We start from the raw sequence: 25,743 nt of genomic DNA, 5'->3' as shown, positions 1-25,743 counted from the left end.
GAAGAAGGAGGCAACCATGAGCGGCATCACGGTTCCGTTGCTGGGCATCGCGGGCGCAATGATCGTCGGGGCCATGAGCCCCGGACCGAGCTTCGTCATGGTGGCGCGCACCGCCGTGTCGTCGTCGCGCCGCGACGGCCTGGCCGCGGCACTGGGCATGGGCGCGGGCGGCGTGGTGTTCGCGATTGCGGCGCTGGTCGGGCTGCAGGCGGCGTTCCTCGCGGTGCCGGCGCTCTACCTGGCGGTGAAGCTGCTCGGCGGCGCCTATCTTGTGTACCTGGGCATCCGCATCTGGCGCGGTGCGCGCGAGCCGCTGTCCGCCGCGCAGGACGAACGCGCGGCCGCAGGCACGGGCAGCAATGCGCGGCGCGCGTTTCTCCTCGGCATGGGCACGCAGGTCAGCAACCCGAAGACGGCGGTGGTCTACGCCAGCATCTTCGCGGCCTTCCTGCCGCGCGAGGTGCCGCTGGCGCTGGCGCTGGCGGTGCCGGCGGTGATCTTCTGCATCGAGACCAGCTGGTATGCGGTCGTCGCGCTGGCGCTGTCGTCGGCGGCGCCGCGCTCGGCCTATCTGCGCTACAAGGCCTGGATCGACCGCGCGGCCGGCGGCGTGATGGTGCTGCTGGGCCTCAAGCTGCTGTCGGGCGTGCGCAGCAGCAGCTGAGCCGCGCGGGCTACAGCAGGCTCTCGGGCGTCAGCGGCGCCAGCATCTCGAGCATGGTGCGGCCCCAGAAATCGGAGTCGGGCTCCTCGTTCAGCACGGTGGTCCGGCCGGCCTCCTCCTCGCTGATCCACTCGATGCGCGCATTGCCGCTGTCCTTCGCAAAGCGCAGCCGGTAGGCGCCCTGCTGCTTCAGCACCTCGATGAGCTTGAGCGTCTGCTGCGCCATCTCGGGGCTGCGGATGAACAGGCCGATCTCGGTGTTGTGCGTTTCGGAGCGCGGGTCGAAATTCATCGAGCCGACGAAAAGAACCTGCCGGTCGATCACCGCCGACTTGGCATGCAGCCGCCCCACCGAAGTGCCGAACAGGCCGAGGCGCACGCTGCGCCGCGTGCGCGTGGTGCTCAGTTCGTAGAGCTCGGCGCCGAGCTCGAGCATCTCGGGCCGGTAGCGGCGGTAGGCCGTGTGGACCAGCGGCTCGTCGGTGGCGGCGAAGGAATTGGTGACGATGCTGATCTTCACGTTGCGCCGGCGGATTTCGCGCATCACTTCGAGCCCCGCCTTGCCCGGAATCAGGTAGGGCGAGACGATGGTCACCTCGGAGCGCGCGCGGCGCATCTGCTCGACCACGTTGTAGCGCACGCTGTCGACGTCGAGCAGCGGCACGCCGCCGTACGAGGCGGTCTTGCCGATCACGCGCTCGGGCGAATCGGCATACGCCTCGGCCAGCGTCCAGATCAGGTCGAGCTTGCCGGCATCCAGGTCTTCGGCGATCGGGCTGTAGCCGAGCAGGTCGTTGGGCGCGGGCCGGGGCGGCGGCGGCGTGGTGTCCGGGCCGGTGGCGGTGTCGAAGCGCTTCTGCAGCTCGTCACGTGTCAGTGTGCTGGCCACCACCGACCGGACCGGCCGCACATAGACGCTGTTCCAGTACTGGTCGAACAGCGCGCCCAGGCGCGGAATCAGCGCGCCGGCGACGAAGGTGTCGAGATCGAGAAAATTCTCGCCCGCCGTGCGCCTGAAATACTGGTTGCCGATGTTGCGCCCGCCCGCCACCGCCATCGCGCCATCGGCGATGAAGAGCTTGTTGTGCATGCGCCGGTTGACGCGGCTGAAGTCGAACAGCGAGGCGGTGAAGCGCCTGAGCAGGCTGCCGCGCCCGGCCGGAAAGGGATTGAACAGGCGCAGCTCGACATTCGGCGTGGCGGCCAGGCCGAGCAGCAGCTCGTCCTCGCCCGAAGTGTAGAGATCGTCCATCAGGAGCCGCACGCGCACGCCGCGCCGGGCCGCGTCGCGCAGCGTGCGCAGCAGGTAGCGGCCGGTCTCGTCGTTCTCGATCTGGTAGTACTGCACGTCGAGCGTGCGCTGGGCGCGCCGCGCGAGCTGGATGCGGGTGTCGAAGGCAAAGTCGCCGCCCGGCATCAGGCGGAAGCCGCTCAGGTCGGGGTCGGGCTGCGAGGCCTGCGCGATCTTGCCGAGCGCGGTGTCGGCCGAGGCGGCCATGGCCCGGGTGGCCGGGCGCGGCGCCTCGTCGGGCAGGGTGGCGCAGCCGGCGAACAGCAGCACCGCCGCCATGGCGAAGACCCATTGCCCACAGCGCGACAGCAGGCGACGGGCCATCGGCGGCTTTCTACAGCGCCTTGCGGAGGTTGGCGGGCGCGATGCGCAGGGCCTCGCGGTACTTGGCCACGGTGCGGCGCGCGCACTCGATGCCCTGCTCCTTGAGCATCTCGGAGATCTGGCTGTCGGACAGCGGCTTCTTGATGCTCTCGGAGCTCACGAACTGCTTGATCAGCGCGCGCACCGCGGTGCTCGATGCATTGCCGCCGGTCTCGGTGCCGAGCGCCGAGCCGAAGAAGTACTTGAGCTCGACCGTGCCGAAAGGCGTGGACATGTACTTGGCCGTGGTCACGCGCGAGATGGTCGATTCGTGCAGGCCGAGTTCGTCGGCAATCTCGCGCAGCACCAGTGGTCGCATCGCGAGCTCGCCGTGCACGAAGAAGCTCTTCTGCCGCTCGACGATGGCGTTGCTCACGCGCAGGATGGTGTCGAAGCGCTGCTGGATGTTCTTGATGAACCAGCGTGCCTCCTGCAGCCGCTGCGACAGCGCCTGGCTGCCCTCGCCCTTGTGCGACTTGAGCGCGCCGGCATAGATGTCGTGCACGCGCAGCCGCGGCATCACCTCGGGGTTGAGCATGACGCGGAACTTGGCATTGGTGCCGCGGCCGATCTTGGTGACGATCACGTCGGGAATCACGATGTTGCGCTCGACATCGACAAAACGGCGGCCCGGCTTGGGCTCCAGGCGCGAGATGACCTGCAGCGCCGAGCGCACCAGCTCTTCGTTGGTGCGCGTGAGCGTGGCCAGGCGCTTGAAGTCGCGCCGCGCGAGCAGCTCCATCGGCTGCTTGCAGATCGCGATGGCGGTCTTGCGCACCAGCGCCTGTTCCTCGGTCTCGCTTTCGCTGGCGAGCGCGCGCAGCTGGATGCAAAGGCATTCGCCCAGGTCGCGCGCGCCGACGCCGGCCGGCTCCAGGCTCTGCAGCAGGCCGAGCGCCACCTGGAAGTGGTGCACCAGCTCGTCGAACTGGTCGTTGTCGTCGCCCGCGAGGCCCGAGGCCAGCGCCGGCAGCGAATCCTCCAGGTAGCCGTCGTCGTTGAGCGATTCGATCAGGAAGCGCAGCGCGGCGCTGTCGTTCTCGTTCAGCCGCAGGCTCAGCGCCTGCCGGTGCAGGAAGGACTGCAGCGACTCCTGGCTGCGCGCGAGCTCAGTGGCGTCGGCACGCTCGTCGTCGCCCAGGTTGTTCTGGCGCGCGGGGGCATCGCTGCCCCATTCGCTGTCGTCCGGCGCCATGTCGACGGTGCCGTCGCCTTCCCAGTCGGGCTCGCGCTCGGTGGCGTCGGCGGCAGGAACCTCGGACTCGGCCGTGGAGGCGGTTTCGCTCGAAGTGCTGGTCGTGCTGCTGGCCGGGGCCGAGCTGAATTCGCCCTCGGCGGCTTCACCGGCCTCGTCGCGCGGCACCGGCGTGTCGATGGCGTCGAGCCCGAATTCCTCGCGCGCGGCTTCTTCCGCGGTGCGTTCGAGGAACGGGTTCTCGTCCAGCATCTGCTCCACTTCCTGGCTCAGTTCGAGCGTGGACAGCTGCAGCAGCCGGATCGACTGCTGCAGCTGGGGCGTGAGCGCCAGGTGCTGCGAAACGCGAAGGGACAGCCCTTGCTTCATGGAGACCGACTCCTCCCTTACATCCGGAAGTGCTCGCCGAGGTACACCCTGCGTACTTCGGCGTTGTCGACGATCTCCGAGGGTGTGCCTTGTGCCAGCACATGCCCGTCGCTGATGATGAACGCGTGATCGCAGATGCCCAGCGTCTCACGCACGTTGTGGTCGGTGATGAGCACGCCGATGCCGCGCTCCTTCAGGAAGCTGATGATCCGCTGGATCTCGATCACCGCGATCGGGTCGATGCCGGCAAAGGGCTCGTCCAGCAGGATGAAGCGCGGCTGCGTGGCCAGCGCGCGGGCGATCTCGACCCGGCGCCGTTCGCCGCCCGAGAGCGCGAGCGCGGGCGAATCGCGAAGATGGTCCACCCGCAGGTCGGCCAGCAGGCCGGAGAGGCGCTCCTCGATGCGCTGCTTGGTCAGTGGCGCGGGCTTGCCGCTGGCGTCGGGCTCGCGCTGGAGCTCGAGCACGGCGCGCACGTTTTCCTCGACCGTGAGCTTGCGGAAGATGGAGGCTTCCTGCGGCAGGTAGCTCAGGCCCATGCGCGCGCGCCGGTGGATCGGCATGTGGGCGATGGGCTCGCCGTCGATGGTGATCTCGCCCGCATCGGCCCGCACCAGCCCCACGATCATGTAGAACGAAGTGGTCTTGCCGGCGCCGTTGGGGCCGAGCAGCCCGACGACTTCGCCCTTTTGCACGTCGAGCGAGACATCCCGCACGACCTTGCGGCTGCCGTAGCTCTTCTGCAGGCCGCGCACCACCAGGCGGCTGCCCGGCGTGCCGTCGGCGTTCTGGGTTCCAGCGGCTTCGATCACTTGCGCCTTTCCCCGTCGCCGCCCAGCGTGGTGCTCGAGCGCAGGCCGGCACCGGGTGCCGGCTGGGGCGCGGCCGCCGCCGGCGCGGCCCGTCCGCCGGCGGGCGCCGAGGCCCCGGGCGCCGGCGCGGTGGCGCTCTTGGGCGTGAGGATGGTCCGCACGCGTCCGCCTGGGGGTGCGTTCACGCCCGTGTTGGGCGGCACGGTGGAACCGTTGACCGTGTAGGTGTCGTTGCTCTGGTCGTAGACGATGAGCGCGCCGGTGCTCTCGTCGTTGGGCGTGGCGCCGATCAGCCGGCGCATGACGGCATTGCGGATGAACTTGACGTTGTCGGCGCGGCTGTCGTATTCGATGACCTCGGATTCGCCCTCGATCCACTCGTCGGGCGCATTGCGCTTCTGCTTGTAGTAGGCCCTTTTGCCGGGCGCCGCCGTGACCACGCCGTACTGGTAGCCCTCGGCGTCCTGGCGCACGTCGATGCGCGCGCCGCGGATGATGATCGTGCCCTTGGTGACCAGCACGTTGCCCGTGAACACGCTCGTCTGCTTGAGGTCGTCGTAGCGCATCGCATCGGATTCGATGTTCATCGGCTTGCTGCGGTCGGCGGTCTCGGCCAGCGCGCCCGAGGCCAGGCCGGCCAGCAGCAGCGCGCCGGCGGCCAGGCGGCGGATTCGGCGAACGAAGGGGGTGGTGTGGGGATAGGAGGGCAATGTCATAGAGGCACGAAACTTGCTCTGAACCATTGTATGCGGCGGATCAGCACCAGCCACCAACGCCGATGAAAAAGGCCCGCCGAAGCGGGCCGGTGTCCCCATCGGGAGACACCGCGGAACCGGCTTCGCCGGGCCGCAGGTGCCGCCCCTGCAAGGGGTGGGCGCAGCGGACACGAAGTGCCGCGCAGCCTGGGGGTTAGCCCTTTTTCGCTTCGCCGATCAGGTAGTTGGTGACCTGCAGCGCCTTGGTCATGTTGCCGGCCAGTTCGCCGTCCACGTACCAGCGCCCGTTCACGGCCAGCGCCGGCACGCCGGCCACCTTGTAGGCGTCGGTCAGCTGCGCGGCGCGCTTGGCCTTGCTGGCCACGCCGAAGGAGGTGAAGACTTCCTTGAACTTGGCGCCGTCCAGGCCGTTGGCCCCGGCCCAGGCAATGATGTTGGCGTCGCCGTTCACGTTCTGGCGCTGCTTGTGGATGGCGTCGAAGACCTTGGGCTGGAATTCGTCGACCTTGCCCATGGCTTCGAGCGCGTAGTACAGGCGCTGCTTGGCCTCGACGTCGTTGCCCACGAAGGGCACGGGCACGCGGCGGAACGCCACTTCCTTGGGCACCGTCTTGAGCCAGGCTTCCAGCTGCGGCTCGAAGTCGTTGCAGTGCGGGCAGTTGTACGAGAAGAACTCGATCACCTCGACCTTGCCCGCCGGCGCGTCGACCGGCACGCGCTTGTCGAGCACCAGGTACTCGGTGCCGGCCTTGGGCGCGCGCGCCTGGGCGTGCGCGGTGTTGCCAGCCAGCGAAAGCAGGCCCAGCGAGGTGGCGGCCAGCGAAAAGTCACGACGTTTCATTGAAAGAGTTCTCCTGTTGGGTACGGCAGTACTGAGCCGGCGCGCCGCGCGGAGTTCCCGCGTGCGGCATGCCCAGGACGATCCTGGCGGCGGCCCATGCCGCGCGGCGAAGCTTAAAGAATATCCGCGGCGCCTGCCGGCAGGCTCAGCGCTGCACGCGCACGAGCGCCGATTCGAGGCCGCCGCTGTCGAGCCGCTCCTTCAGGCGATCGGCCTCGTCCTTCTTGTTGAACGGGCCCGCGCGCACCCGGTAGACCGTGCGGCCGGCCTGCTCGCGCTCGGTGACCCGGGCCTCGACACCCATCAGCGACAGCTTGGCGCGCTGGGCCTCGGCATCGTCGGTGGTGCGGAAGGCGCCCGCCTGCACGAAGTACATGAACGGATCGGCACCCGCCGCCGCGCTGTTGTTGCTGGGCGCAGCGGAAGCCGTGGTGGTGCTGCCGCTGCTGCCGCCGCCGGCGCGCGCGCGGGCCAGGTCGCCGAGCGGATCGTTCGACGGCGGCAGGGAATTGGCCTCGGCCGGCACCGGGGCCGGGCGCGCGGGTTTCGGAGCCACCACCACCGGCACCGGCGGCGCGGGCGGCGGGGCCGTGCCAGGCGCCACGGCCGCGGTGTCGCCGCCGGCCGGTGGCGCCACGGGGCCGGCCGCGGCCGGCGGCTTGGGCGCGCCGGCCTTGCCTGCCAGCGGCGCGTTGGGGTCCCAGTCGCGGTTCTTGCGGGCTTCGGCTTCGTCCTGCTCGGCACCGCCGCGCTGGGTCTTGGTCACGAACGGGATCGGCACCTTGGTCACGTAGACCGCGATGCCCAGCGCGACACCCAACCCCAGCACCAGGCCGACGATGAGCCCGATGACGATGTTGCCGCGTTGTCTGGTTGTCTTCTTCATAGTCAGTTCACATCTTGCTCGGCGCACTGACGCCGAGAATCGCGAGGCCATTGTGCAGCACCTGTGCGGTGGCCGCGACGAGCGCGAGCCGCGCCAGCTTGACCGGCTCGTCGTCGACCAGGATGCGCTCGGCGTCGTAGTAGCTGTGGTAGCTGGCCGCCAGTTCGCGCAGGTAGAAAGTGACGTCGTGCGGCGCGAAATCCTTGGCGGCGGCCGTGAGCATGGCCGGGTACTTGGCCAGGAGCAGCATGAGCGCCTGCGCGGCCGGGCTTTCGAGCGGCGACAGGTCCACGTCCTTGAGCGAGGTGGCGTCGCCGCCCCAGCCCGCCAGCACCGAGCAGATGCGCGCATGGGCGTACTGCACGTAGTAGACCGGGTTGTCGTTGTTCTTGGCCACGGCGAGGTCGACGTCGAAGGTGTATTCGGTGTCGGGCTTGCGGCTCAGGAGGAAGAAGCGCACGGCGTCGGTGCTGGTCCACTCGATCAGGTCGCGCAAGGTGACGTAGCTGCCGGCGCGCTTGCTGATCTTGACCTCTTCGCCGCCCTTCATCACGCGCACCATGGTGTGCAGCACGTAGTCGGGATAGCCCTCGGGAATGCCCACGCCCGCCGCCTGCAGGCCGGCGCGCACGCGCGCGATGGTGCCGTGGTGGTCGGTGCCCTGGATGTTGACCACCTTGTGGAAGCCGCGCTCCCACTTGGCGATGTGGTAGGCGACGTCGGGCACGAAGTACGTGTACGTGCCGTCCTGCTTCTTCATCACGCGGTCCTTGTCGTCGCCGTAGTCGGTCGACTTCAGCCACAGCGCGCCGTCCTGCTCGTAGGTCTTGCCGGCGGCCACGAGCTTGCGCACCGCCTCCTCGACGCGGCCGCTGGTGTAGAGGCTGGATTCGAGATAGTAGTTGTCGAAGCGCACGCGGAAGGCCTGCAGGTCCAGGTCCTGCTCGCGGCGCAGGTAGGCCACGGCGAATTCGCGGATGGAGTCGAGGTCGTCGATGTTGCCGCTGGCGGTGTATTCCCGGTCGTCCGACTTGACGGTCTTCTTCGCCTTGAAGTCTTCGGCGATGTCGGCGATGTAGTCGCCGTTGTAGGCGGGCGCCTTTTCGCCGCTCGGCCATTCGGGGTCGCCGGGCTTGAAGCCGCGGGCGCGCAGCTGGGTGCTGTGGGCCAGCGTCTGGATCTGCACGCCGGCATCGTTGTAGTAGAACTCGCGCCAGACGGTGTCGCCCTGCGAGGCGCGCAGGTTGCAGATGGCGTCGCCGAGCGCGGCCTGACGGCCGTGGCCGACGTGCAGCGGCCCGGTCGGGTTGGCCGAGACGAACTCGACCAGCACCTTTTCGCCGGTGGCGGGCTGCTGGCCGAAGGCGCCGCCCGCGGCCAGCACCTCGCGCACGATCTGCTGCTTGGCAGCCGTCTTGAGGCGGATGTTGAGGAAACCGGGGCCGGCGATCTCGATGGCTTCGACCCACTGGCCGAAAACCGGGGTGGCGAGCAGCGCCGCACTGAGCTCCTCGGCCAGTTCGCGCGGCTTGCGCCCGAGCGGCTTGGCGAGTTGCATGGCGGCCGTGCTGGCGAAATCGCCGTGGGCAGCCACCTTGGGCGACTCGAACGCGGCTTTGGAGCCAGCGCCGGGCGAGAGGGATTCGAGCGTGTTCGCGAGCGCCGCGAGCAGCTCCTGTTTGACCAATAGCATCTGCGAATTTTACCGGGGGCAAACCCGGGGCGCCGTTGACCATCGTCATCCGATCGCTGGCTTGGGCCGTTAGAAGCCTCGGCCCCGGGGCGGGGCACCTGTCACAACCCACCTTGCAAGGACATATCACCATGAAGAAGTTCCTTTCCCTGGTCGCCCTGGGCGCCTGTCTCTCCTTCGGCGCCGCACAGGCACAAGACAAGGCCCCGGCTGCCAAGGCTCCGGCGCCTGTCACCGCACCTGCGGCCACGCCGGCCACCCCAGCGACCCCCGCCGCTCCTGCGGCGGCCACCCCCGCAGCGCCCGCCACCGCGGCAGCGCCCGCCGCGAGCTGCGAATCCAAGGCCATCGACAAGAACGGCAAGCCGCTGGCCGGCGCCGCCAAGGGCAGCTTCATCAAGAAGTGCGAAAAAGACACCAAGGCCGCCGCAGCACCCGCTTGCGCAGCCAAGGCCGTCGACAAGAACGGCAAGCCGCTGGCCGGCGCCGCCAAGAACAGCTTCATGAAGAAGTGCGAAAAGGACGCCAAGGCCTGAAGCCGCACCGCGCTCCAGCCTGCGCAAACAGGGCCCGCCGCGTGCGGGCCTTTTTCATGGCTACTTCAGCACGCTCAGCAGGTTGTTGAAATCGTCGGTCCAGGGGCGGACGCCGGCGCGCAGCACGATCGGCGAGGCCGCGGCGCGCACCGGCTCGCGTGCCAGCACGGCCGGATCGCGCGCCACCAGCACCCAGTCGGTCGGGCTGAGCCACCGCGAGGCTTCGGCGTCGTCGCTCACGAGCACGGCATGCAGGCCCTTCAGTTCGGCGATCCGCGCGACCACGGGCGCGAGCTCGAGGAAACGGTTGGTCACATGGAAGGCCACGATGCCATCCGGCTTCATGTGCCGCAGGTAGACATCCATGGCCTGCGCCGTGAGCAGGTGGGCCGGCACCGCATCGCCCGAGAAGGCGTCCACCGCAAGCAGGTCGAAGCCCTGCGGCGGCTCGCGCTCCAGCGCCAGCCGCGCATCGCCGAGCACGCGCTCGACGCGCGCGGGGCTGTCGCGCAGGAAGCTGAATTCGCTGTCCGCGAGCTCGAACACCTGCGGATTGATCTCGTAGATGCGGTAGGCGTCGCCGCTGCGGCCGTAGCTCGCGAGCGTGCCGGCGCCCAGGCCGATCAGCCCCACGCGGCGCGGCCCGGCCGGTGCGGCAGCCATCGCGCGGCCGATGCCGGAGGTGGCGCCGTAATAGGTGGTGGGCTCGCGCCGGCGGGCCGGGTCCAGGAACTGCTCGCCGTGCTTGATGGAGCCGTGCGACAGCACCCGCACGCTGTCCGACGGGTGGAGGCGCCGCATGTCGAAGGTGATCAGCGCGCCATGGAAATTGCGCAGCAGGTGGCGCGCGTCCGACCGGTCGCTCGCGATCTGCGCCATCAGGAAGTATGCGCAGCCGGCCGCCAATGCCACGCTCATGGCCCGCAGCCAGATCCGCTGGCGCAGGACGGCCGCCGCCGCGAGCGCCGTCAGCACCAGGCCGATGCCCAGCTCGTAGTACGCCGGCAGCACATGCGGCGCCACCAACCCGACCGTGGCGCCGCCCAGCGCACCGCCGAGCGCGAGCATCAGGTAGAAGCGCGTGAGATAGCGCGGCGCCGGCCGCAGCCTGGCGGTTTCGCCGTGCAGGAACATGCACAGCACGAACAGGCCGCCGACATAGATCGGCAGCCCCGTGCGCACATTCGAGCCGATGTGGTGCTGCAGCCCGAAGGCGCACAGCAGCAGCACGCCCGCCGCCAGCGGCAGGAAGACGCCGCGCCGGTACCAGCGGTCGCTCTCGAAGCACAGCACGAAGGTGAACAGGTACAGCGACAGCGGCACGATCCAGAGAAAGGGAACCGCCGCGACGTTCTGGGTGATGTGGTTGGTCACGGCCAGCAACAGCCACGACGCCAGCGCCGGCAGCACGAGCCAGAGCAGGCCGTCGGACCAGCGCGGCGGTTTTTCGCTATCGGCCGCGGCCGCGGCCTGGCCGGGCGCCGCGCCAACCGGCACAGCCGCCGGCCAGCGGTACGCCACCAGCAATGTCGTGCCGGCGCACAGCAGCGCGAACAGGCCATAGCCCCACGACCAGCCGAGCGCCTGCTGCAGCAGCGAGCTGCGCGGCTCGATCAGCACCGGGTAGCTCAGCAGCGACAGCAGCGACGCCAGGTTGGAGAGCGAGAAGTAGCGGTACACCCGCGCGCTCCAGGGCGTGCGCGCCACCCACGACTGCACCAGCGGCCCGGTGGTCGACAGAAGAAAGTACGGAAGGCCGATGGTCGCGAGCAGCAGCCCCAGGATCAGCCACGCCGGGTCTTCGGCGCCGGTGGGCTTCCAGCGCGCGGCCACCACCAGCGGAAGGAAGGCCAGGCTCGCCAGCAGCAGCCCCACGTGCAGCGCGGCCTGCGCGCGCACGCGAAGGCGGCGCGTGACCCAGTCGGAGTACGCATAGCCCGCGAGCAGCACGGCCTGGAAGAACACCATGCAGGTCGACCAGACGGCGGCCGAGCCGCCGAACCAGGGCAGGATCTGCTTGGCGATCAGCGGCTGCACCAGGAACAGCAGGAACGCGCTGCTGAAGATCGTGCCGGCAAACAGAAGCTGGATGCCGGCGCGTTCCATGCGCGCCTACTTGCCGAAGCCGCGCGCGAGGAACACGGCGACCAGCGGAATCAGCGCGATCAGGTGGGCCTGCACCATCACCAGCCGGCGCGTCTTGCGGATGTCGGCCTCGGCCGGCAGCGTGCCGTTGGCGCGCAGCGCCTTGCGCCAGCGGAAGTAGGTGAGCGTCGGAAAGATCGAGAGCACGCCGACGATGATGAACAAGCCGAGCTTCACGTGCAACAGCGGGTTGGTCCAATACCACGCCGTGCCCTTCACGCCCCACACCGTGCGCGCAATGCCGGTGGCGAGCACCGCGATGGCGGCCATGCCGTAGACCATGTCGACCTTGGCGAGCCGCTCCACCACGGCGGCATTGAGCCACTGCACGCGGCACAGCGCCGCTTCGCTGGAGATGAAGACGACCATCGTGAGGATGGCCAGCAGATGCAGGTAGGCGAGGATGGCTTCGAGGGTCATCGATGGCTTTCTTCTTCAATGGGGTTGCAAATGCTTGCAGATTGTGACGCCGCTCGCGCGCTTTACCCCCTGCCGCCCCAGAATTCGGGCCGTCCGTACTGCTCCTTGAGGAAATCAAGCCACAGTCGCACCCGCAGCGGCAGGTGCTTGGTGCCCGCGAAGACCGCGTAGATGCCGTTGGGCGGCGCGGCGAATTCGTCCAGCAGCGGCACCAGCAGGCCGGCATCGATCTCGGCCTCCACTTCCCAGGTGCTGCGCCACGCGATGCCGTGGCCGGCCAGGCACCAGTCGTGCAGCACCTGGCCGTCGGAGCAATCGAGCGGGCCCTCGGGCCGCAGGTAGATCAGTTCTTCGCCGGCCTCCTCGCCGGCAGCCGCCGGGGCGCGCGGAATGCGGAATGCCCAGCCGCGCGTCTGCGAGGCGTCGCTCGACAGCGTGAGGCAGGCAAAGCGCGACAGCTCGTTCGGATGCCGCGGCATGCCGTGGCGGCGCACGAACTCCGGCGTGGCGACGCAGCGGCGGCGGTTGTCGGCCAGCCGCACGCTGACCAAGGACGAGTCGGGCATGTCGCCCACGCGCACCGCGCAGTCGAAGCTCTCGCCGCGCACGTCGACCACGCGGTCGCTCAGGTTCAGCGAGATCGTGACCTCCGGGTGCAGCGCATGGAAGCGCGGCACCAGCGGCGCCACGTGGCGGCGGCCGAAGCCGGCCGGCGCCGTCACGCGCAGGTGGCCGCTGGCCTTGACGCCGCCGGCGCTCACGCTGGCCTCGGCATTGGCGAATTCGGTCAGCAGGCGCTGGCAGTCCTCGAGAAAGGCGCTGCCTTCGTGCGTGAGCGTGATGCGCCGCGTGGTGCGCACCAGCAGCTTGACGCCCAGCCGCGCTTCGAGCGCGTCGAGCCGCCGCCCCATGATCGCAGGCGCCACGCCCTCGGCCTTGGCCGCGGCCGTGAGACCGCCGCGGGTCGCCACCGAGACGAAGGATTCGAGTTGCTTCAGGCGGTCCATGGCGGCGGAACTATAGCCCGCGGCGCCGCGAGCCTGGGCCGGCGCCCGCCGCGGCTATTTCTGGGCCCGCGAGTACGTGGAGTGCGAATAGAGCGGCGCTCCGCCCACCGGCAGCTCGGCTTCCAGCACGCTGCCGGTGGCCGAATCGGTGAGCACCAGCTGCCGCGTGCCCGGCCGGAAGGCAAGGTTGGTCACGGTCTGGCCGGCCGGGCTGCGGACCATGTGCGTGACCTCCCCGCGCGCATTGAGCACGAAGGCGCCGCCCAGGCTGGCATGGGCAACGACCAGCCCGCCATCGGCCGTGAGCGCAAGCCCGTCGGGGCCGCTGGTTCCGAAGAAGGTCTGCAGCGCGCCGACCTTGGAGAGGCTGCCGTCGGGCAGCAGCGGCGCGCGCCAGACCTGGTTGCCGCGGGTGACGGCCACGAACAGCACCTTGCCGTCGCCGCTGGTTGCCACGCCGTTGGGGCTGGGCGCGTTGGCCAGCAGCAGGTCGAGGCGGCCATCGGCATTCCACCGGTAGACGCGGCCGGTGGGATCGTGCAGTCCGGTCTGGCCCTGGTCGGTGAAATAGAGCCGTCCTTCCAGGTCGAAGACGAGGTCGTTCACGCCCTTGAAGGATTCGCTGTTGCGATGCCCGAGCACCGTCTCGACCGCGCCGCCGGCCGCATCGAGCCGCAGGATGCCGCGCCGGTAGTCGGCGATCCACAGGCTGCCGTCGGCATGGACCGCCAGGCCGTTGGGCCAGCCGTCGTAGGCCGCCACCAGCTGCCATTCGAGCGACGAGGGCGCGATCCTGAAGATGCGGCCGTAGGGAATGTCGGTGACGTACAGGTTCCCGGCCCGGTCGAACGCGGGGCCTTCCAGGAAGCTGTCCATCACGTGGCCCGGTTTGTTGGCGTCGACCCAGTCGGTGCGGCGCGGCGTGCGAAACGCATCGGGCAGGCGCGTGAGCACGCGCGCCTCGATGATCTCGGGCGGCTGGAAGCTCAGGTTCCACATGGCTGCATGGTCTCCGGTGGGGTCAGTCGGGCTGCACGCCCGCGGCCTTGATCACCTGGCCCCAGGCCTGGGTCTGACCGTGAACGAACTTGCCGAAGTCGGCCGGGGACAGGCCGCCCGGGCTGGCGCCCTGCTCCGCAAAGCGCTTCGCGAGGTCCGGCGATGCCAGCGCCTTCTTCACCTCGGCATGCAGCTTGTCGATGATCGGCTGCGGCGTGCCCTTGGGCGCCGCGATGCCGAACCAGTTGCTGGCGGTGAAATCCTTCAGGCCGGTCTCGGCGCTGGTGGGCGCCTCGGGCAAGGCGGCAAGGCGCTGCGGCGAGGTCACGAGCAGTGCGCGCACCTTGCCGCCCTTGACCTGCGGAATGGCCGTGGGCGCTGCGGTGACCAGCACGTCGACCTGTCCCGACACCACGCCCAGCATCGCTTCGCCCGCGCCCTTGTAGGGCACGTGGGTGAGCCCGAGCTTGCCGTTCTGCTTGAGCAGTTCGCCACCCAGGTGGGTGGAGCTGCCCACGCCGCCCGAGCCGAAGGTCAGCTTGCCGGGGTTCTTGCGGGCCTCGTCGATCAGCGCCGCCACGCTCTTGTAGGGCGAGTTCGCACCCACCACCACGACCAGCGGCGCATCGACGATGGTCGTCACGGGCACCAGGTCGGCGGGCTCCCACGGCAGCTTCCTGAAGAGGTGCGGCAGCATCGCGTAGGTGGTGTCGTTGACCAGGAAGGTGCCTCCGTCCGGCGCGGACTTGGCCACCAGGCTGGAGCCGATCGTGCCGCTCGCGCCGGCCTTGTTCTCCACATAGAAGGAGATGCCGGTCTGCTCGGTGAGCTTCTGGGCGATCTGGCGCGCGGCGTAGTCGGTGGTGCCGCCGGGCGCGTACGGGACCACCAGGCGCACCGGCTTGCTCGGCCACGCGGTGTCTGCGGCCAGGGCGGGAAGGCAAGCCGCGGTCGCGGCGCAGAAGAACAGGACGGGCAAGGCGCGCCGCGGGATGGAAGGCATTGGCTCAGTCTCCAAGGGTGATGTTGCGTGTCCTGAGGGCGGCGATCTCCGTGTCGCTGTAGCCCACTTCCCTCAGCAGCTCGCCCGTGTGCTCGCCGATGCGCGGCGGCTGCAGGCGGATCGCGGGGCGCTCGCCGTCGAGCGTGAAGGGCATCAGCGGCACCTTGGCCATGTGGCCGTCGTTCATGCGCACGGGCGCGAGGCCGCCGGTGGCGTTGAGGTGCGGATCGTCGAACAGCGCCTGCGGCTTGGTGATGGGCGCGAAGGGCAGCTCGTTCTGCTCGAACACTGCGCTGAGTTCGGCGGCGCTGTAGCCGGCCAGGTGCGAGCGCAGGATCGGCATCATCCAGTCGCGCGCGAGCACGCGGTCGTTGTTGGTCTTCAAGCGCGGGTCGGCCAGCATTTCTTCCAGGCCGAAGGCCCTGCAGAAGATCGCCCACTGCTTGTCGCTCACGGCCGCCAGGAAGATCTGCTCGCCGTCCTTCACGGTGAACACGTCGTACACGGCCCAGGCCGAGATGCGGCTGGGCATCGGGTCGGCGGCCTTGCCGGTGGCGGCGAACTGCATCATGTGCTGCGCGACCAGGAACACGTTGTTCTCGAACAGCGCGGACTGCACCTCGCAGCCCTTGCCGGTGAGTTCGCGCTGGCGCAGCGCGGCCATCGCGCCGATGGCGCCGAACATGCCGCCCATGATGTCGTTCACGCTGGTGCCCGCGCGCAGCGGGTCGCCCGCGCGGCCGGTCATGTAGGCGAGGCCGCCCATCATCTGCACCACTTCGTCCAGAGCCGTGCGATGGTCATAGGGGCCGGGCAGGAAGCCCTTGTGGCTCACGTAGATGAGGCGCGGGTTGAGCTGCTTCAGGCTGTCGTAGTCCAGGCCCAGCTTCTTCATGGTGCCGGGCTTGAAGTTCTCGCTCACGATGTCGGCCGTGGCGACGAGGCGCAGCGCGGCCTCCACGCCCTCCCGTGTCTTGAGGTCGAGCGCGATGCTCTTCTTGTTGCGGTTGAAGGTCGGGAAGAAGCCCGAGCCCGAGCCGAGCAGGCGGCGCGTGCTGTCGCCCTCGATGGGCTCGACCTTGATGACCTCGGCGCCGAGGTCGGCCAGCAGCAGGCCGCAGGTCGGGCCCATCACCATGTGGGTGAACTCGACGACGCGGACGCCGGCGTACGGCAGGGCTTGGGATTCAGGCATGTGGGGTGGTTTCCTGTTGGACGGCAAAGCCCTTGGGCAGCCCGGCCTCGGGCGTCATGCCGTAGACCGGTTCGCCGGGCAGGCCGGCCATGAGCGGCGCGCGCGCCGCGATGAGCTTCTGGATGTCGATGCCGGTGCGAACGCCCATGGCCTCGAACATGAAGACGAGGTCCTCGGTGACCGCATTGCCCGAGGCGCCGGGCGCATAGGGACAGCCGCCGAGGCCGCCGAGCGAGGCATCGAAGGTGCGCACGCCCTCGTCCCACGCCGCGAGGCAGTTCGCGATGCCGAGGCCGCGCGTGTTGTGCATGTGGGCGGCGCCGGCGTGCGCGCCGAGCTCGGCGCGCAGGCGCCTGAAGAGCCGACGCACCTGCGCGGGGTTGGCATAGCCGACGGTGTCCGACAGGCCCGCTTCTTCCGCCCCGGCCTCGATGCACTGCGCGGCGAGGCGGATCACGTCGTCTTCGGGCACCAGGCCTTGCAGCGTGCAGCCGAAGGCGGTGGAGATGCCGGCCTCGAGCCTCACATGCGGCGCGATCGCGCGGCGCAGCTCGGAGATGGCGCGCACCTCCTCGACCATTTCGGTCGGCGTCTTGCGCACGTTGGCGAGCGAATGCGCCACGCTGGCCGAGACCGGCATCGTGAGCTTGTGCACGCCCGCTTCGAGCGCGGCCTGCGCGCCCTTGCGGTTGGGCACCAGCGCCATCACGGTGAGGCCGGGCAAGGTGACGGCGTGGCGCACCACCTCGGCCGCATCGGCCATCTGCGGCAGCAGCCTGGCGGGCACGAAGGAGGCGACCTCGATCTCGCGCACGCCGGCCGCGTGGAGCGCGTCGATCCAGCGCAGCTTGTCGGCCGTGGGCATGGTGGCCTTGACCGACTGCAGGCCGTCGCGCGGGCCGACCTCGCTGATGAGGACGTCGGGGGGTGTCATCGGTTTCGTCTCCTTGGAGCGATCGGGTGATGTGGCACTGATCGCTTGACAGTTCTATCTTACAGAACTAAATTCCGTTAAACAGAATTAAACCGCCGAACGACTTTCCCTGTCAAGCCAAAGCCATGCCCCGCAAAGCCCAGACCGAATCGGTTTCAGACCTCAACGCCGCGCCCGGCGGCGCCGCCGCGGTCGACCGCGCGCTGAGCCTGCTTTCGGCCTTCCAACCCGGCGACGAGGCGCTCACGCTTGCGCAGTTTGCCGAGCGCACGCAGCTCTACAAGAGCACGGTGCTGCGGCTGCTGGCCTCGCTCGAACATGCGCGGCTGATCCGCCGGCAGGACGACGGCCGCTATGCGCTGGGCGCCGAGATCGCGCGGCTGCACGGCCTCTATGCGGCGTCGCTGTCGCTCGACCGCATCGTGCTGCCGGTGCTGCGCGCGCTGGCCGCAACGACGGGCGAGAGCGCGGCGTACCACGTGCGGCAGGAACAGGGCGACAGCTGGGTGCGGCTGTGCCAGTTCCGTGTCGATTCCTCGCACGTGGTGCGCGACCACGTGCGCGCGGGCGACCTGCTGCCCAACGACCGCGGCGCCGGCGCGCGCGTGCTGATCGCCTTCGGCCCCGAGGCCGAGCGCCCGCGCGGCGCCAGGGAGCGCAAGCTGTACGACGAGATCCGCGCCCAGGGCTACTGCGCGCTGGTGGGCGACCGCACGGCCGAGCTGGCCGGCATCTCGGCACCGGTGTTCCATGCCGACGGCCGCCTGGCCGCGGCGGTCACGCTGACGATGCCGGCGCACCGCTACGACGCGCGCCACATCGAGCCGGTACGCGCCGCGGCCCGTGAGCTGAGCGGAACCCTCTGACAAAAAGGAGGAGAAAACGCAGGTCTTCCTGCAATTACCCTCATTTTTGTCACTGATAAATCCCGATCTTGGTTATTACTTGTCGGCAAAGTATCGAATAAAGTCCAAGCCATGGATCAACCCGGCGCAGTGCTCTTCGATGCCTACGGCACGCTGTTCGACGTCTACAGCGTCGGGCAGACGGCCGAGCGGCTGTTCGCCGGCCAGGGTCAGGCGCTGGCCGCGGGTTGGCGCGACAAGCAGATCGAATACACGCGCCTCGTCACCACCAGCAACCACGGCGCCCACTACCGGCCCTTCGGCGAACTCACGCGCGCCGCGCTGCGCTACACCTGCAAGCGGCTGGGCCTCGGCCTGACCGAAGCCGCCGAGCAGCAGCTGATGGACCAGTACCGCACGCTCACGGCCTTTCCCGAATGCCGCGAAGTGCTCCAGGCGCTCAAGGCGCGCGGCGTGGCCACCGGCATCCTCTCGAACGGCGATCCCGGCATGCTCGACGCGGCCGTGCGCAGCGCCGGGCTCGATGGCCTGCTCGACCATGTGCTGAGCGTCGACGGCATCCGCAAGTACAAGACGCATCCCGATGCGTACCAGCTCGGCGTGGCCGCCACCGGCCTGCCGCCCGCGCGCATCGCCTTCGTCAGCTGCAACGGCTGGGACGCGCTCGGCGCCACCTGGTTCGGCTTTCGCACGCTCTGGGTCAACCGCTACCAGCTTCCGTTCGAAGAACTCGGCACGCAGCCCGAACGCATCGGCAGCAGCCTGCGCGACGTGCTCGGGTTCTTCTGACAGACACCGCTCCTCATTTCATTCAGCATTGCACCGTTCTCAAGGAGAGAAAAAACATGACCGCCCGCACCACCACCCACGGCCTCCAGGTTGCGACCGAGCTTCATCGCTTCATCGAAGACAAGGTCCTGCCCGCCAGCGGCGTGGCCAGCGATGTTTTCTGGAAAGGCTTCGACACCATCGTCCATGACCTCGCGCCGAAGAACATCGCGCTCTTGGCCGAACGCGACCGCCTGCAGGCCGAGCTCGATGCCTGGCACAAGAAGAACCCCGGCCCCATCGCCGACATGCCGGCCTACCGCGCCTTCCTCGAGAAGATCGGCTACCTGCTGCCGCAGCCCAAGGGCGCGAAGGCCACCACCGCGAACGTCGATTCCGAGCTCGCGCTGCAGGCCGGCCCGCAATTGGTGGTGCCGATCCTCAACGCACGCTACGCGCTCAACGCCGCCAACGCGCGCTGGGGTTCGCTGTACGACGCGCTCTACGGCACCGATGCCATTCCCGAAACCGGCGGTGCCGAAAAGGGCAAGGGCTACAACCCCGTGCGCGGCGCCAAGGTCATCGAATTCGCGCGCAAGGTGCTCGACCAGGCCGCGCCGCTCGAAAACGGCTCGCACAAGATGGCAACCGGCTACAGCGTGAAGGACGGCAAGCTCGTGGTCGCGCTGCAAAGCAGCAGCACCGGCCTCGCCGATCCCGCGCAGTTCGTCGGCTACCAGGGCGATGCGGCCGCGCCGTCGTCGGTGCTGCTCAAGCACAACGGCATCCACCTGGACATCCGCATCGACCGCAGCACGCCGATCGGCAAGGGCGATGCCGCCGGCGTGAGCGACCTGGTGCTCGAAGCCGCGCTCTCGACCATCCTCGATCTGGAAGACTCGGTGGCCGTGGTCGATGCGGCCGACAAGGTGGTCGCCTATTCGAACTGGCTCGGCATCGTCGAGGGCACGCTCACCGAAGAAGTCGCCAAGGGCGGCAAGACCTTCACGCGCGGCCTCAACCCCGACCGCGAATACACCGGCGCCGACGGCCGCCCCGTGAAGCTGCACGGCCGCTCGCTGATGTTCCTGCGCAACGTGGGCCACCTGATGACCAACCCGGCCGTGCTGTATGCAGGCGGCAAGGAAATTCCCGAAGGCATCCTCGATGCCGTGGTCACCACCACCATCGCGATGATCGACCTGAAGCGCAAGGGCAATTCGCGCACCGGCAGCATCTACATCGTCAAGCCCAAGATGCACGGCCCGGCCGAAGTGGCCTTTGCGAGCGAGCTGTTCGGCCGCGTCGAGCAGCTGCTCGGCCTGCCCGCCAACACCGTGAAGCTCGGCATCATGGACGAGGAGCGCCGCACCAGCGTCAACCTCAAGGCCTGCATCGCCGAGGCCGCCGCGCGCGTGGCCTTCATCAACACCGGTTTTCTCGACCGCACCGGCGACGAGATGCACACCGCCATGCACGGCGGCCCGATGATCCGCAAGGGCGACATGAAGTCCAGCGCGTGGATCGGCGCCTACGAGAAGAACAACGTGCTGGTCGGCCTCTCGTGCGGCCTGCGCGGCAAGGCGCAGATCGGCAAGGGCATGTGGGCCATGCCCGACCTGATGGCCGCCATGCTCGAGCAGAAGATCGCGCACCCCAAGGCCGGCGCCAACACCGCCTGGGTGCCCTCGCCCACCGCGGCCACGCTGCATGCGCTGCACTACCACCAGGTGAGCGTCACGGCCGTGCAGCAGGAGCTCGAGAAGATCGACGCCGACGCGGAGCGCGACAACATCCTCAATGCGCTGCTGCAGGTGCCCATCGCGCCCGCGGCCAACTGGACCGAGGCCGAGAAGCAGCAGGAGATCGACAACAACGTGCAGGGCATCCTCGGCTACGTGGTGCGCTGGATCGACCAGGGCGTGGGCTGCTCCAAGGTGCCCGACATCCACAACGTGGGCCTGATGGAAGACCGCGCCACACTGCGCATCTCGAGCCAGCACATCGCCAACTGGCTGCTGCACGGCGTGGTGACCAAGGCGCAGGTCGACGAGACCTTCCAGCGCATGGCCAAGGTGGTCGACGAGCAGAACGCCGGCGACCCGGTGTACCAGCCGATGGCCGGCCACTTCGACACCTCGGCCGCGTACAAGGCCGCGCAGGACCTGGTGTTCAAGGGCATCGAGCAGCCGAGCGGCTATACCGAGCCGCTGCTGCATGCGTGGCGGCTGAAGGTGAAGGGCGAGGCCTGATCTTCGGCCTCTTTCCTGAGTCAACCAACGGCACCTTCGGGTGCCGTTCTTGTTTTTATGCGTCCGGTCCGGCCTTTTTTCTTGGGGGCATCTTGAGCGGCGTTGCCACGGACAACTGCCGGATTTCACGGCGCAACTCTCGCTCGAGTTCCTGCTCGGTCGGCAGATGCAATTGGTAGCGACTGGCGAAGATATTTCGCTCCTGCTGCTCGCCCAAGGTGTACTTCACCACGGCATCGTTCTTGTCCGGGCAAAGGATCACACCCAGCGTCGGGTTGTCGCCTTCGGTTCGACGCTCGCGGTCGTAGTAGTTCACATAGAACTGGATCTGGCCGAGATCGCCATGAGTCAACTTGCCGACCTTGAGATCGATGAGCACATAGCACTTGAGCACCGCGTGATAGAAGACCAGGTCGATATAGAAATGGTCGCCGTCGATGGTGATACGCTCCTGGCGCGACACGAATGCAAAACCTTTGCCGAGTTCGAGCAGGAAAGTCTGCAGGTTGTCGATGAGCGCCTGCTCCAGCTTGGACTCGACCAACCTCGGGGACTCCGGCAGGCCGAGGAACTCGATGACCACCGGGTCTTTCAACACATCGAGCGGCTGCATCACTTCCTGGCCATGCGTTGCCAATCGCATCAGGCCCTTCTTGTCCTTGCTTTTTGCCAAACGGTCGTACAGCAGGCTGGCCGTCTGGCGCTGGAGCTCACGCACGGACCACGCGTTTCGGATCGCTTCGATTTCGTAGAAGGCACGCGCTTCCGGCCTCGCCACACGCAAGAGTTGGCGGTAGTGACTCCATGAAAGAGACGGATGCAGCGCTCCGGGGCACCAGTCCGTGTCGCCTTCGGATTTCCGAGACGATGTCTCGGAACTGACCTGAAGAGGCAACGCCGTTGGCGTGGTCGATTTCCGAGACGCCGTCTCGGAAATCAGTTGCGGATAGTCCAGATAGAACTGCCTGAACGCTTCGAGGTTGTCCGCGGAATAACCGCGACCGAACTCGGCATTCAGGCGCGTCGACAGATCAGCGAGCAGCCTGGCACCATAGCCTGCTCGGCGCTGCCCTCTCTGCTCTTCCTCGACGATCTCGCGCCCGATCAACCAGTTGGCTGCGACCTGTGTCGTATTGATCGTCCGTGCCACACCGGCACGCGCGGCATCCAGGATCTCTCGCACACGGCTGAAAAGCGGCTGTGCAGCCTTTGCGCGCCCGGGCTTTGCCGTGCGGGCACTGGAGGAGATGGAGGGCGTTGGCAATGCGAGGCTCTCAGGGTTGTTTAGAAATTATGGGGTACCTGTCATGTGCGGTCGAATGTCCACGAGGCGTCGCCACCGCGACCCTGCGCGTCCGACGATCAACTAGCATCAGGCCGCCCTCCTTACTGGCCTCCCGCCCTATGAACCCGAACGCGGCATCCAAGCCCGCGGAGCGCCCCAGCTCACGCCTCTCCCGCTTCTCCCGCTGGTCCACCTCGACCACCGCGATGTTGATCGCCCTCGCCTCGGCCTTTGCCCTGAGCCAGGCCTTCCGCACCGTCGGCGCCATGATGGCCACGCCGCTCAGCGGCCACTTCGGCCTCTCGCCCCAGCAGATCGGCACCTGGGCGGGCATCTTCCACTTCATGTTCGGCATCATGCAGCTCGCGATGGGCGTGTCGATCGACACGTTCGGCGTGCGCCGCACGGTGCTTGCCGCCTTTCCGCTGGCCGTCGCGGGTGCCGTACTGTGCGCAGTGGCATCGAGCTTCCATGCGCTGCTGCTGGGGCAGGCGCTGATCGGTGTCGGCTGCGCGCCGGCTTTCCTGGCCTGCACGGTGTTCATCGCACGGCATTTCGATGCCTCGCGCTTCACCGCGATGTCGGGGCTGGTGATGAGCCTCGCGGGCCTGGGCATCCTGTTCACCGGCACGCCGCTGGCACTGCTGATCGAAGCCGCGTCATGGCGCGCCGGCTATGCGGTGCTGGCTGCGTCCGCCGTGCTTTCGTGGATCCTCATCTTCTGGCGCGTGCGCGACCCCGTGCGCGCGGAGGACCGCACGAGCGCGGAGACCGCGCCGGCCGAACGCCAGTCGCTGCGCAAGGCCGTGCGCGAACTGCTCCCGCTCTTTGCCATGCCGCACACACTGGGCCTGCTGTGCTTTGCCTGCGTGTCATATGCCGCCTTCATCACCCTGCGCGGCCTTTGGCTCGGCCCCGTGCTGCACGACCGCCATGGGCTGTCGCTGGTCAGCAGCGGCAACGTGGCGCTGGTGATGACCATCGCCGGCATGATCAGCCCCGCCATGTTCGGCCGCCTCGACCCGGGCGGCAGGCGGCGCGGCCGCTGGCTCATGGGCTGCGCGTTTGCGGCCGCGGTGATCTTCGCGTTCATGGCGCTCACGCATTCGCTCGCCGTCGACATCGGCCTGCCGATCCTCTATGGCCTGCTCTCGGGCTACTCGGTGCTGCAGTATTCGTACACGCGCGCCGCCTATCCGGCGGCCATGACGGGGCGCGCGCTGTCGCTGCTCAACATGGCGATGTTCCTCGGCGTGTCGCTGATGCAGTGGACCACGGGCGTGGCCGCGTCGTGGGCCGCGTCGAACGGCGTGGAGCCGTTTCGCGCGGTGTTCCTCACGATCACGGCCATGCTGGCGGTGGGCACCCTGGCGTTCCTGTTGCTGCCGCGCGCGCACGAAAAAGCGGGCCTCGCCTCCGCGCAGCCCTGAGCGGGATCGCGCAGGCGCAAGCTCAACGGCGAGCGCACCCTGCGGCGCGGGCGTTCCACGATGAGCTTGTCCATGTCTTCGCGCATCGTCAGCCCTCCCGCCCAAGGCTGCGCGCAGCCTTCTGCAACGCGACCTTCTGCGCGCGCCGTTCCGCACGGTGCGTGCGCAGGTGGCGCCCGGCCTTCTGATTGGATTCGCCGCGCGCGATCGCGGCCACCACGGGGTTGCGGGGTGCCGCATTCGGCACCGAAAAATAAAACCGGCCCAGACGCTTGCCGTCGTCGCGGGCCTTTCGTTGAGCACTCATGTGCGCACACTCCAGAAACAAGAAAGCCCCGGCGAATGGCTGCGCGGGGCCTTTGTCGATGGGCCTCGGCGGATGCGTGGATGCACACGCGGCCGGGGCGGTCGGTGTGCGGGTTAGGTGTTCAGGAAACGGTTCATTGAATGTGTTGCCGCCCGGGAGGTTGGTCGTCGCCAGGCGCGGATGAAAAACTGTTGCTGAAAAACGAAGGGCGGATTCTGGCGAGCACGCGCGCTGTGTGCAAGCGCGGCACATGCGGCTGTGGCGCAAAGCCCACGCCTCGCGCTGCGAGGCACTTGTCTCGAATCCCTCAGCTCCGCTGCGCCGCCTCGGCTTCGTCGCGCAGCCACTCTGCGAACTCCTGCGCATCACGGTTGCCGGCGGCGCGCCGCGAGGCCTCGATGAAGTAGCCGCGGTGCGAAGCCGCGCCCTCGCCGAGCGGCGCCACCAGGCGGCCGTCCTGCACCAGCTCGCGCAGCAGCGGCAGCCGGCCGATCACCACGCCCTGCCCGGCCACGGCGGCGGCCACCGCATCGGCGTACTGGGTGAAGCGCAGCGTGCTCTTCATGCGCAGGTCGTCGAGCCCCATCACCTTGAGCCAGGGCTCCCAATCGGCGGTGGGCGCTTCGCTATGGTCCGGATATTCGACGGTGAGCAGGGTGAGCTTCGAAAAGTCCGCCGGCGTGCGCAGCGAGGCGGCAAGCTGCGGCGAACACAGCGGGATCACCGATTCCTCGAACAGCGCCGGGCCGATGCCGCGGCCGATCGGCATGAAGCGCACCGCCAAGTCGAGCCGGCTGCTTTCCAGGTCGAGCACGTCGAGCGTGGCCGACACGCGCACGTCGACCTGCGGATGGCTGCCGGTGAAGCGCGCGAGCTTCGGAATGAGCCACAGCGACGCAAAACCCGGCGTGGTGGTGATCGCCACCTGGCGCGGCGCGGAACTGGCACGCACCCGCGCGGTGGCGTCGCGCAGCCGCTCCAGGCTGTCGGTCACGGCCCGCTGCATCACGCCGCCGGCTTCGGTGAGCGCCAGCGCGCGGTGCCGGCGCTCGAACAGCAGCACGCCCAGGCTGGCTTCGAGCTGCTGGATCTGGCGGCTCACGGCCGACTGGGTCAGGTGCAGCTCGCCGGCCGCGAGCGTGAAGCTCAGCCGGCGCGCCGCGGCCTCGAAGCTGCGCAGCAGTTCGAGCGGCGGCAGTTCGCCGGAGGCGGCGCCAAAGGCTTTCGCATTCTCTGGAAGCATGCAACGAATTCCGAATTACCGTGTGCAAGAGGAAGGCCGGTTCACTATATTCATTCGTATCACGAATGCAATGGAGCTTGCCATGAGCACCCAGCCTCTTTCTTCTTCCCTCTTCCAGGTCAGCCTGCCGACCCGTTCCATCTTCTCGGTGCCCGATGGCGCCGGCGTGGGCATCGAATGCCGCAGCGGCTCGGTCTGGGTGACGCTCGACCGCGATCCGCGCGACATCGTGCTTGCGCCGGGCGAGCGCTTCGAAGGCAGCGAGCACCGGCGCGTGCTGGTGTCGGCGCTCGAAGCCTCGTGCATCACGGTGTCGGACGCGCAGCCCGCGGCCATGCCGCTGCCGACGCGGCGCCGGTCGCCTTGGCGACTGCTGCCGCTCGGGTTGTCCCCGGCTTGACCTGAGTCGCCCCGGCATCGACCCTCGATGCCATGGACCTTCTAAGCACCGAACGCCGCCGCCGTGACGGGCGGCTTTTTTGCGTTGGGCGCCGCGCGGGTCACGCTGATTTCTTTTCTGGAG

The 25,743-nt window shown here is 68.5% G+C and carries 24 protein-coding genes; 7 read left to right on the top strand and 17 right to left on the bottom strand.

Translation table 11 applies throughout. The features are described from left to right. Window positions 1-16: 16 nt before the first annotated feature. Window positions 17-664: a LysE family translocator gene (locus ACAM58_RS02975; protein ID WP_369664105.1), complete on the top strand. Its 648-nt coding sequence runs from the start codon at window positions 17-19 to the stop codon at window positions 662-664. A gap of 10 nt (window positions 665-674) precedes the next feature. Here ACAM58_RS02975 and ACAM58_RS02970 read toward each other — a convergent pair whose 3' ends face one another. The 7 genes from ACAM58_RS02970 to argS all read right to left on the bottom strand — a co-directional run bounded on the left by ACAM58_RS02970 (window position 675) and on the right by argS (window position 8,830). Next, window positions 675-2,279: a phospholipase D family protein gene (locus tag ACAM58_RS02970; protein ID WP_369664104.1), complete on the bottom strand. Its 1,605-nt coding sequence runs from the start codon at window positions 2,277-2,279 to the stop codon at window positions 675-677. 10 nt (window positions 2,280-2,289) lie between these two features. After that, entirely contained in the window at window positions 2,290-3,882 is a 1,593-nt protein-coding gene (locus ACAM58_RS02965) for an RNA polymerase factor sigma-54 (protein ID WP_012745629.1), read from the bottom strand. Window positions 3,883-3,899: 17 nt separating this feature from the next. Continuing rightward, window positions 3,900-4,694 carry an LPS export ABC transporter ATP-binding protein gene (lptB, locus tag ACAM58_RS02960; RefSeq protein WP_018904015.1) on the bottom strand — a complete coding sequence of 265 codons (795 nt, stop codon included), beginning with the start codon at window positions 4,692-4,694 and terminating at the stop codon, window positions 3,900-3,902. Then, window positions 4,691-5,410: a lipopolysaccharide transport periplasmic protein LptA gene (gene lptA / locus ACAM58_RS02955; protein ID WP_018904014.1), complete on the bottom strand. Its 720-nt coding sequence runs from the start codon at window positions 5,408-5,410 to the stop codon at window positions 4,691-4,693. Before lptA ends, lptB begins: the two co-directional genes overlap by 4 nt. 193 nt (window positions 5,411-5,603) lie before the next feature. Then, a complete protein-coding gene (locus ACAM58_RS02950) occupies window positions 5,604-6,251 on the bottom strand; it encodes a thiol:disulfide interchange protein DsbA/DsbL (protein WP_012745626.1) in 648 nt (215 codons plus the stop codon). 145 nt (window positions 6,252-6,396) lie between these two features. Further along, window positions 6,397-7,137, bottom strand: a complete 741-nt coding sequence (locus tag ACAM58_RS02945) for an SPOR domain-containing protein (protein WP_369664103.1) — start codon at window positions 7,135-7,137, stop codon at window positions 6,397-6,399. A gap of 7 nt (window positions 7,138-7,144) precedes the next feature. Next, entirely contained in the window at window positions 7,145-8,830 is a 1,686-nt protein-coding gene (gene argS / locus ACAM58_RS02940) for an arginine--tRNA ligase (protein ID WP_369664102.1), read from the bottom strand. Window positions 8,831-8,961: 131 nt separating this feature from the next. Here argS and ACAM58_RS02935 point away from each other — a divergent pair, with 131 nt between their 5' ends. Next, window positions 8,962-9,366, top strand: a complete 405-nt coding sequence (locus ACAM58_RS02935) for a hypothetical protein (protein ID WP_018904011.1) — start codon at window positions 8,962-8,964, stop codon at window positions 9,364-9,366. A 60-nt stretch (window positions 9,367-9,426) separates the two neighbouring features. On the opposite strand, the gene ACAM58_RS02930 is transcribed toward ACAM58_RS02935, so the two are convergent. The 7 genes from ACAM58_RS02930 to ACAM58_RS02900 form a co-directional block, all read right to left on the bottom strand. Then, window positions 9,427-11,472: a spermidine synthase gene (locus tag ACAM58_RS02930; RefSeq protein ID WP_369664101.1), complete on the bottom strand. Its 2,046-nt coding sequence runs from the start codon at window positions 11,470-11,472 to the stop codon at window positions 9,427-9,429. A gap of 6 nt (window positions 11,473-11,478) precedes the next feature. Beyond that, window positions 11,479-11,931: a DUF2214 family protein gene (locus ACAM58_RS02925; RefSeq protein WP_012745621.1), complete on the bottom strand. Its 453-nt coding sequence runs from the start codon at window positions 11,929-11,931 to the stop codon at window positions 11,479-11,481. Between the two features lie 62 nt (window positions 11,932-11,993). Then, on the bottom strand, window positions 11,994-12,938 hold the full coding sequence (locus ACAM58_RS02920; protein ID WP_369664100.1) for a LysR family transcriptional regulator: 945 nt from the start codon (window positions 12,936-12,938) through the stop codon (window positions 11,994-11,996). Window positions 12,939-12,992: 54 nt separating this feature from the next. Then, complete coding sequence (locus ACAM58_RS02915; RefSeq protein WP_369664099.1) at window positions 12,993-13,937, bottom strand: SMP-30/gluconolactonase/LRE family protein; 945 nt, start codon at window positions 13,935-13,937, stop codon at window positions 12,993-12,995. A 22-nt stretch (window positions 13,938-13,959) separates the two neighbouring features. Beyond that, on the bottom strand, window positions 13,960-14,940 hold the full coding sequence (locus tag ACAM58_RS02910; protein ID WP_369664098.1) for a Bug family tripartite tricarboxylate transporter substrate binding protein: 981 nt from the start codon (window positions 14,938-14,940) through the stop codon (window positions 13,960-13,962). Window positions 14,941-14,944: 4 nt separating this feature from the next. Then, on the bottom strand, window positions 14,945-16,135 hold the full coding sequence (locus ACAM58_RS02905; RefSeq protein ID WP_369664097.1) for a CaiB/BaiF CoA transferase family protein: 1,191 nt from the start codon (window positions 16,133-16,135) through the stop codon (window positions 14,945-14,947). Next, a complete protein-coding gene (locus tag ACAM58_RS02900) occupies window positions 16,128-17,069 on the bottom strand; it encodes a hydroxymethylglutaryl-CoA lyase (protein ID WP_369664096.1) in 942 nt (313 codons plus the stop codon). Before ACAM58_RS02900 ends, ACAM58_RS02905 begins: the two co-directional genes overlap by 8 nt. 125 nt (window positions 17,070-17,194) lie before the next feature. On the opposite strand from ACAM58_RS02900, the gene ACAM58_RS02895 reads away from it, so the two are divergent. The 3 genes from ACAM58_RS02895 (at window position 17,195) to ACAM58_RS02885 (ending at window position 20,955) form a co-directional block, all read left to right on the top strand. Beyond that, the gene (locus ACAM58_RS02895; RefSeq protein ID WP_369664095.1) at window positions 17,195-17,935 is read left to right on the top strand and encodes an IclR family transcriptional regulator; all 741 of its coding nucleotides are present in this window, start codon (window positions 17,195-17,197) and stop codon (window positions 17,933-17,935) included. A gap of 111 nt (window positions 17,936-18,046) precedes the next feature. Then, complete coding sequence (locus ACAM58_RS02890) at window positions 18,047-18,724, top strand: haloacid dehalogenase type II (RefSeq protein WP_278874485.1); 678 nt, start codon at window positions 18,047-18,049, stop codon at window positions 18,722-18,724. A gap of 56 nt (window positions 18,725-18,780) precedes the next feature. After that, window positions 18,781-20,955, top strand: a complete 2,175-nt coding sequence (locus ACAM58_RS02885) for a malate synthase G (protein ID WP_369664094.1) — start codon at window positions 18,781-18,783, stop codon at window positions 20,953-20,955. A gap of 55 nt (window positions 20,956-21,010) precedes the next feature. On the opposite strand, the gene ACAM58_RS02880 is transcribed toward ACAM58_RS02885, so the two are convergent. Further along, complete coding sequence (locus tag ACAM58_RS02880) at window positions 21,011-22,219, bottom strand: YhcG family protein (RefSeq protein WP_369664093.1); 1,209 nt, start codon at window positions 22,217-22,219, stop codon at window positions 21,011-21,013. 140 nt (window positions 22,220-22,359) lie between these two features. Between ACAM58_RS02880 and ACAM58_RS02875 the strand changes: the two genes are divergently transcribed. Further along, window positions 22,360-23,670: an MFS transporter gene (locus ACAM58_RS02875; protein WP_369664092.1), complete on the top strand. Its 1,311-nt coding sequence runs from the start codon at window positions 22,360-22,362 to the stop codon at window positions 23,668-23,670. An 88-nt stretch (window positions 23,671-23,758) separates the two neighbouring features. On the opposite strand, the gene ACAM58_RS02870 is transcribed toward ACAM58_RS02875, so the two are convergent. Further along, a complete protein-coding gene (locus ACAM58_RS02870; protein WP_278880354.1) occupies window positions 23,759-23,977 on the bottom strand; it encodes a hypothetical protein in 219 nt (72 codons plus the stop codon). Between the two features lie 307 nt (window positions 23,978-24,284). Then, complete coding sequence (locus ACAM58_RS02865; RefSeq protein ID WP_369664091.1) at window positions 24,285-25,220, bottom strand: LysR substrate-binding domain-containing protein; 936 nt, start codon at window positions 25,218-25,220, stop codon at window positions 24,285-24,287. An 82-nt stretch (window positions 25,221-25,302) separates the two neighbouring features. Here ACAM58_RS02865 and ACAM58_RS02860 point away from each other — a divergent pair, with 82 nt between their 5' ends. Beyond that, a complete protein-coding gene (locus ACAM58_RS02860; RefSeq protein WP_369664090.1) occupies window positions 25,303-25,620 on the top strand; it encodes a DUF2917 domain-containing protein in 318 nt (105 codons plus the stop codon). The last annotated feature ends 123 nt before the right edge of the window (window positions 25,621-25,743 follow it).

It is taken from the genome of Variovorax sp. V116 (assembly GCF_041154435.1).
Lineage (GTDB): Bacteria > Pseudomonadota > Gammaproteobacteria > Burkholderiales > Burkholderiaceae_C > Variovorax > Variovorax paradoxus.
This window is presented reverse-complemented; position numbering and strand designations above follow the sequence as displayed.

What these genes read in the sequence shown, in the direction of transcription:
- ACAM58_RS02925 (WP_012745621.1), bottom strand. Translation starts at nt 11,931, where the DNA reads ATGACCCTCGAAGCCATCCTCGCCTACCTGCATCTGCTGGCCATCCTC.
- ACAM58_RS02950 (WP_012745626.1), bottom strand. Translation starts at nt 6,251, where the DNA reads ATGAAACGTCGTGACTTTTCGCTGGCCGCCACCTCGCTGGGCCTGCTT.
- ACAM58_RS02895 (WP_369664095.1), top strand. Translation starts at nt 17,195, where the DNA reads ATGCCCCGCAAAGCCCAGACCGAATCGGTTTCAGACCTCAACGCCGCG.
- ACAM58_RS02885 (WP_369664094.1), top strand. Translation starts at nt 18,781, where the DNA reads ATGACCGCCCGCACCACCACCCACGGCCTCCAGGTTGCGACCGAGCTT.
- ACAM58_RS02910 (WP_369664098.1), bottom strand. Translation starts at nt 14,940, where the DNA reads ATGCCTTCCATCCCGCGGCGCGCCTTGCCCGTCCTGTTCTTCTGCGCC.
- argS (WP_369664102.1), bottom strand. Translation starts at nt 8,830, where the DNA reads ATGCTATTGGTCAAACAGGAGCTGCTCGCGGCGCTCGCGAACACGCTC.
- ACAM58_RS02875 (WP_369664092.1), top strand. Translation starts at nt 22,360, where the DNA reads ATGAACCCGAACGCGGCATCCAAGCCCGCGGAGCGCCCCAGCTCACGC.
- ACAM58_RS02915 (WP_369664099.1), bottom strand. Translation starts at nt 13,937, where the DNA reads ATGTGGAACCTGAGCTTCCAGCCGCCCGAGATCATCGAGGCGCGCGTG.
- ACAM58_RS02860 (WP_369664090.1), top strand. Translation starts at nt 25,303, where the DNA reads ATGAGCACCCAGCCTCTTTCTTCTTCCCTCTTCCAGGTCAGCCTGCCG.
- ACAM58_RS02920 (WP_369664100.1), bottom strand. Translation starts at nt 12,938, where the DNA reads ATGGACCGCCTGAAGCAACTCGAATCCTTCGTCTCGGTGGCGACCCGC.
- ACAM58_RS02865 (WP_369664091.1), bottom strand. Translation starts at nt 25,220, where the DNA reads ATGCTTCCAGAGAATGCGAAAGCCTTTGGCGCCGCCTCCGGCGAACTG.
- ACAM58_RS02965 (WP_012745629.1), bottom strand. Translation starts at nt 3,882, where the DNA reads ATGAAGCAAGGGCTGTCCCTTCGCGTTTCGCAGCACCTGGCGCTCACG.
- ACAM58_RS02935 (WP_018904011.1), top strand. Translation starts at nt 8,962, where the DNA reads ATGAAGAAGTTCCTTTCCCTGGTCGCCCTGGGCGCCTGTCTCTCCTTC.
- ACAM58_RS02905 (WP_369664097.1), bottom strand. Translation starts at nt 16,135, where the DNA reads ATGCCTGAATCCCAAGCCCTGCCGTACGCCGGCGTCCGCGTCGTCGAG.
- ACAM58_RS02945 (WP_369664103.1), bottom strand. Translation starts at nt 7,137, where the DNA reads ATGAAGAAGACAACCAGACAACGCGGCAACATCGTCATCGGGCTCATC.
- ACAM58_RS02975 (WP_369664105.1), top strand. Translation starts at nt 17, where the DNA reads ATGAGCGGCATCACGGTTCCGTTGCTGGGCATCGCGGGCGCAATGATC.
- ACAM58_RS02970 (WP_369664104.1), bottom strand. Translation starts at nt 2,279, where the DNA reads ATGGCCCGTCGCCTGCTGTCGCGCTGTGGGCAATGGGTCTTCGCCATG.
- ACAM58_RS02900 (WP_369664096.1), bottom strand. Translation starts at nt 17,069, where the DNA reads ATGACACCCCCCGACGTCCTCATCAGCGAGGTCGGCCCGCGCGACGGC.
- ACAM58_RS02890 (WP_278874485.1), top strand. Translation starts at nt 18,047, where the DNA reads ATGGATCAACCCGGCGCAGTGCTCTTCGATGCCTACGGCACGCTGTTC.
- ACAM58_RS02930 (WP_369664101.1), bottom strand. Translation starts at nt 11,472, where the DNA reads ATGGAACGCGCCGGCATCCAGCTTCTGTTTGCCGGCACGATCTTCAGC.
- ACAM58_RS02870 (WP_278880354.1), bottom strand. Translation starts at nt 23,977, where the DNA reads ATGAGTGCTCAACGAAAGGCCCGCGACGACGGCAAGCGTCTGGGCCGG.
- lptA (WP_018904014.1), bottom strand. Translation starts at nt 5,410, where the DNA reads ATGACATTGCCCTCCTATCCCCACACCACCCCCTTCGTTCGCCGAATC.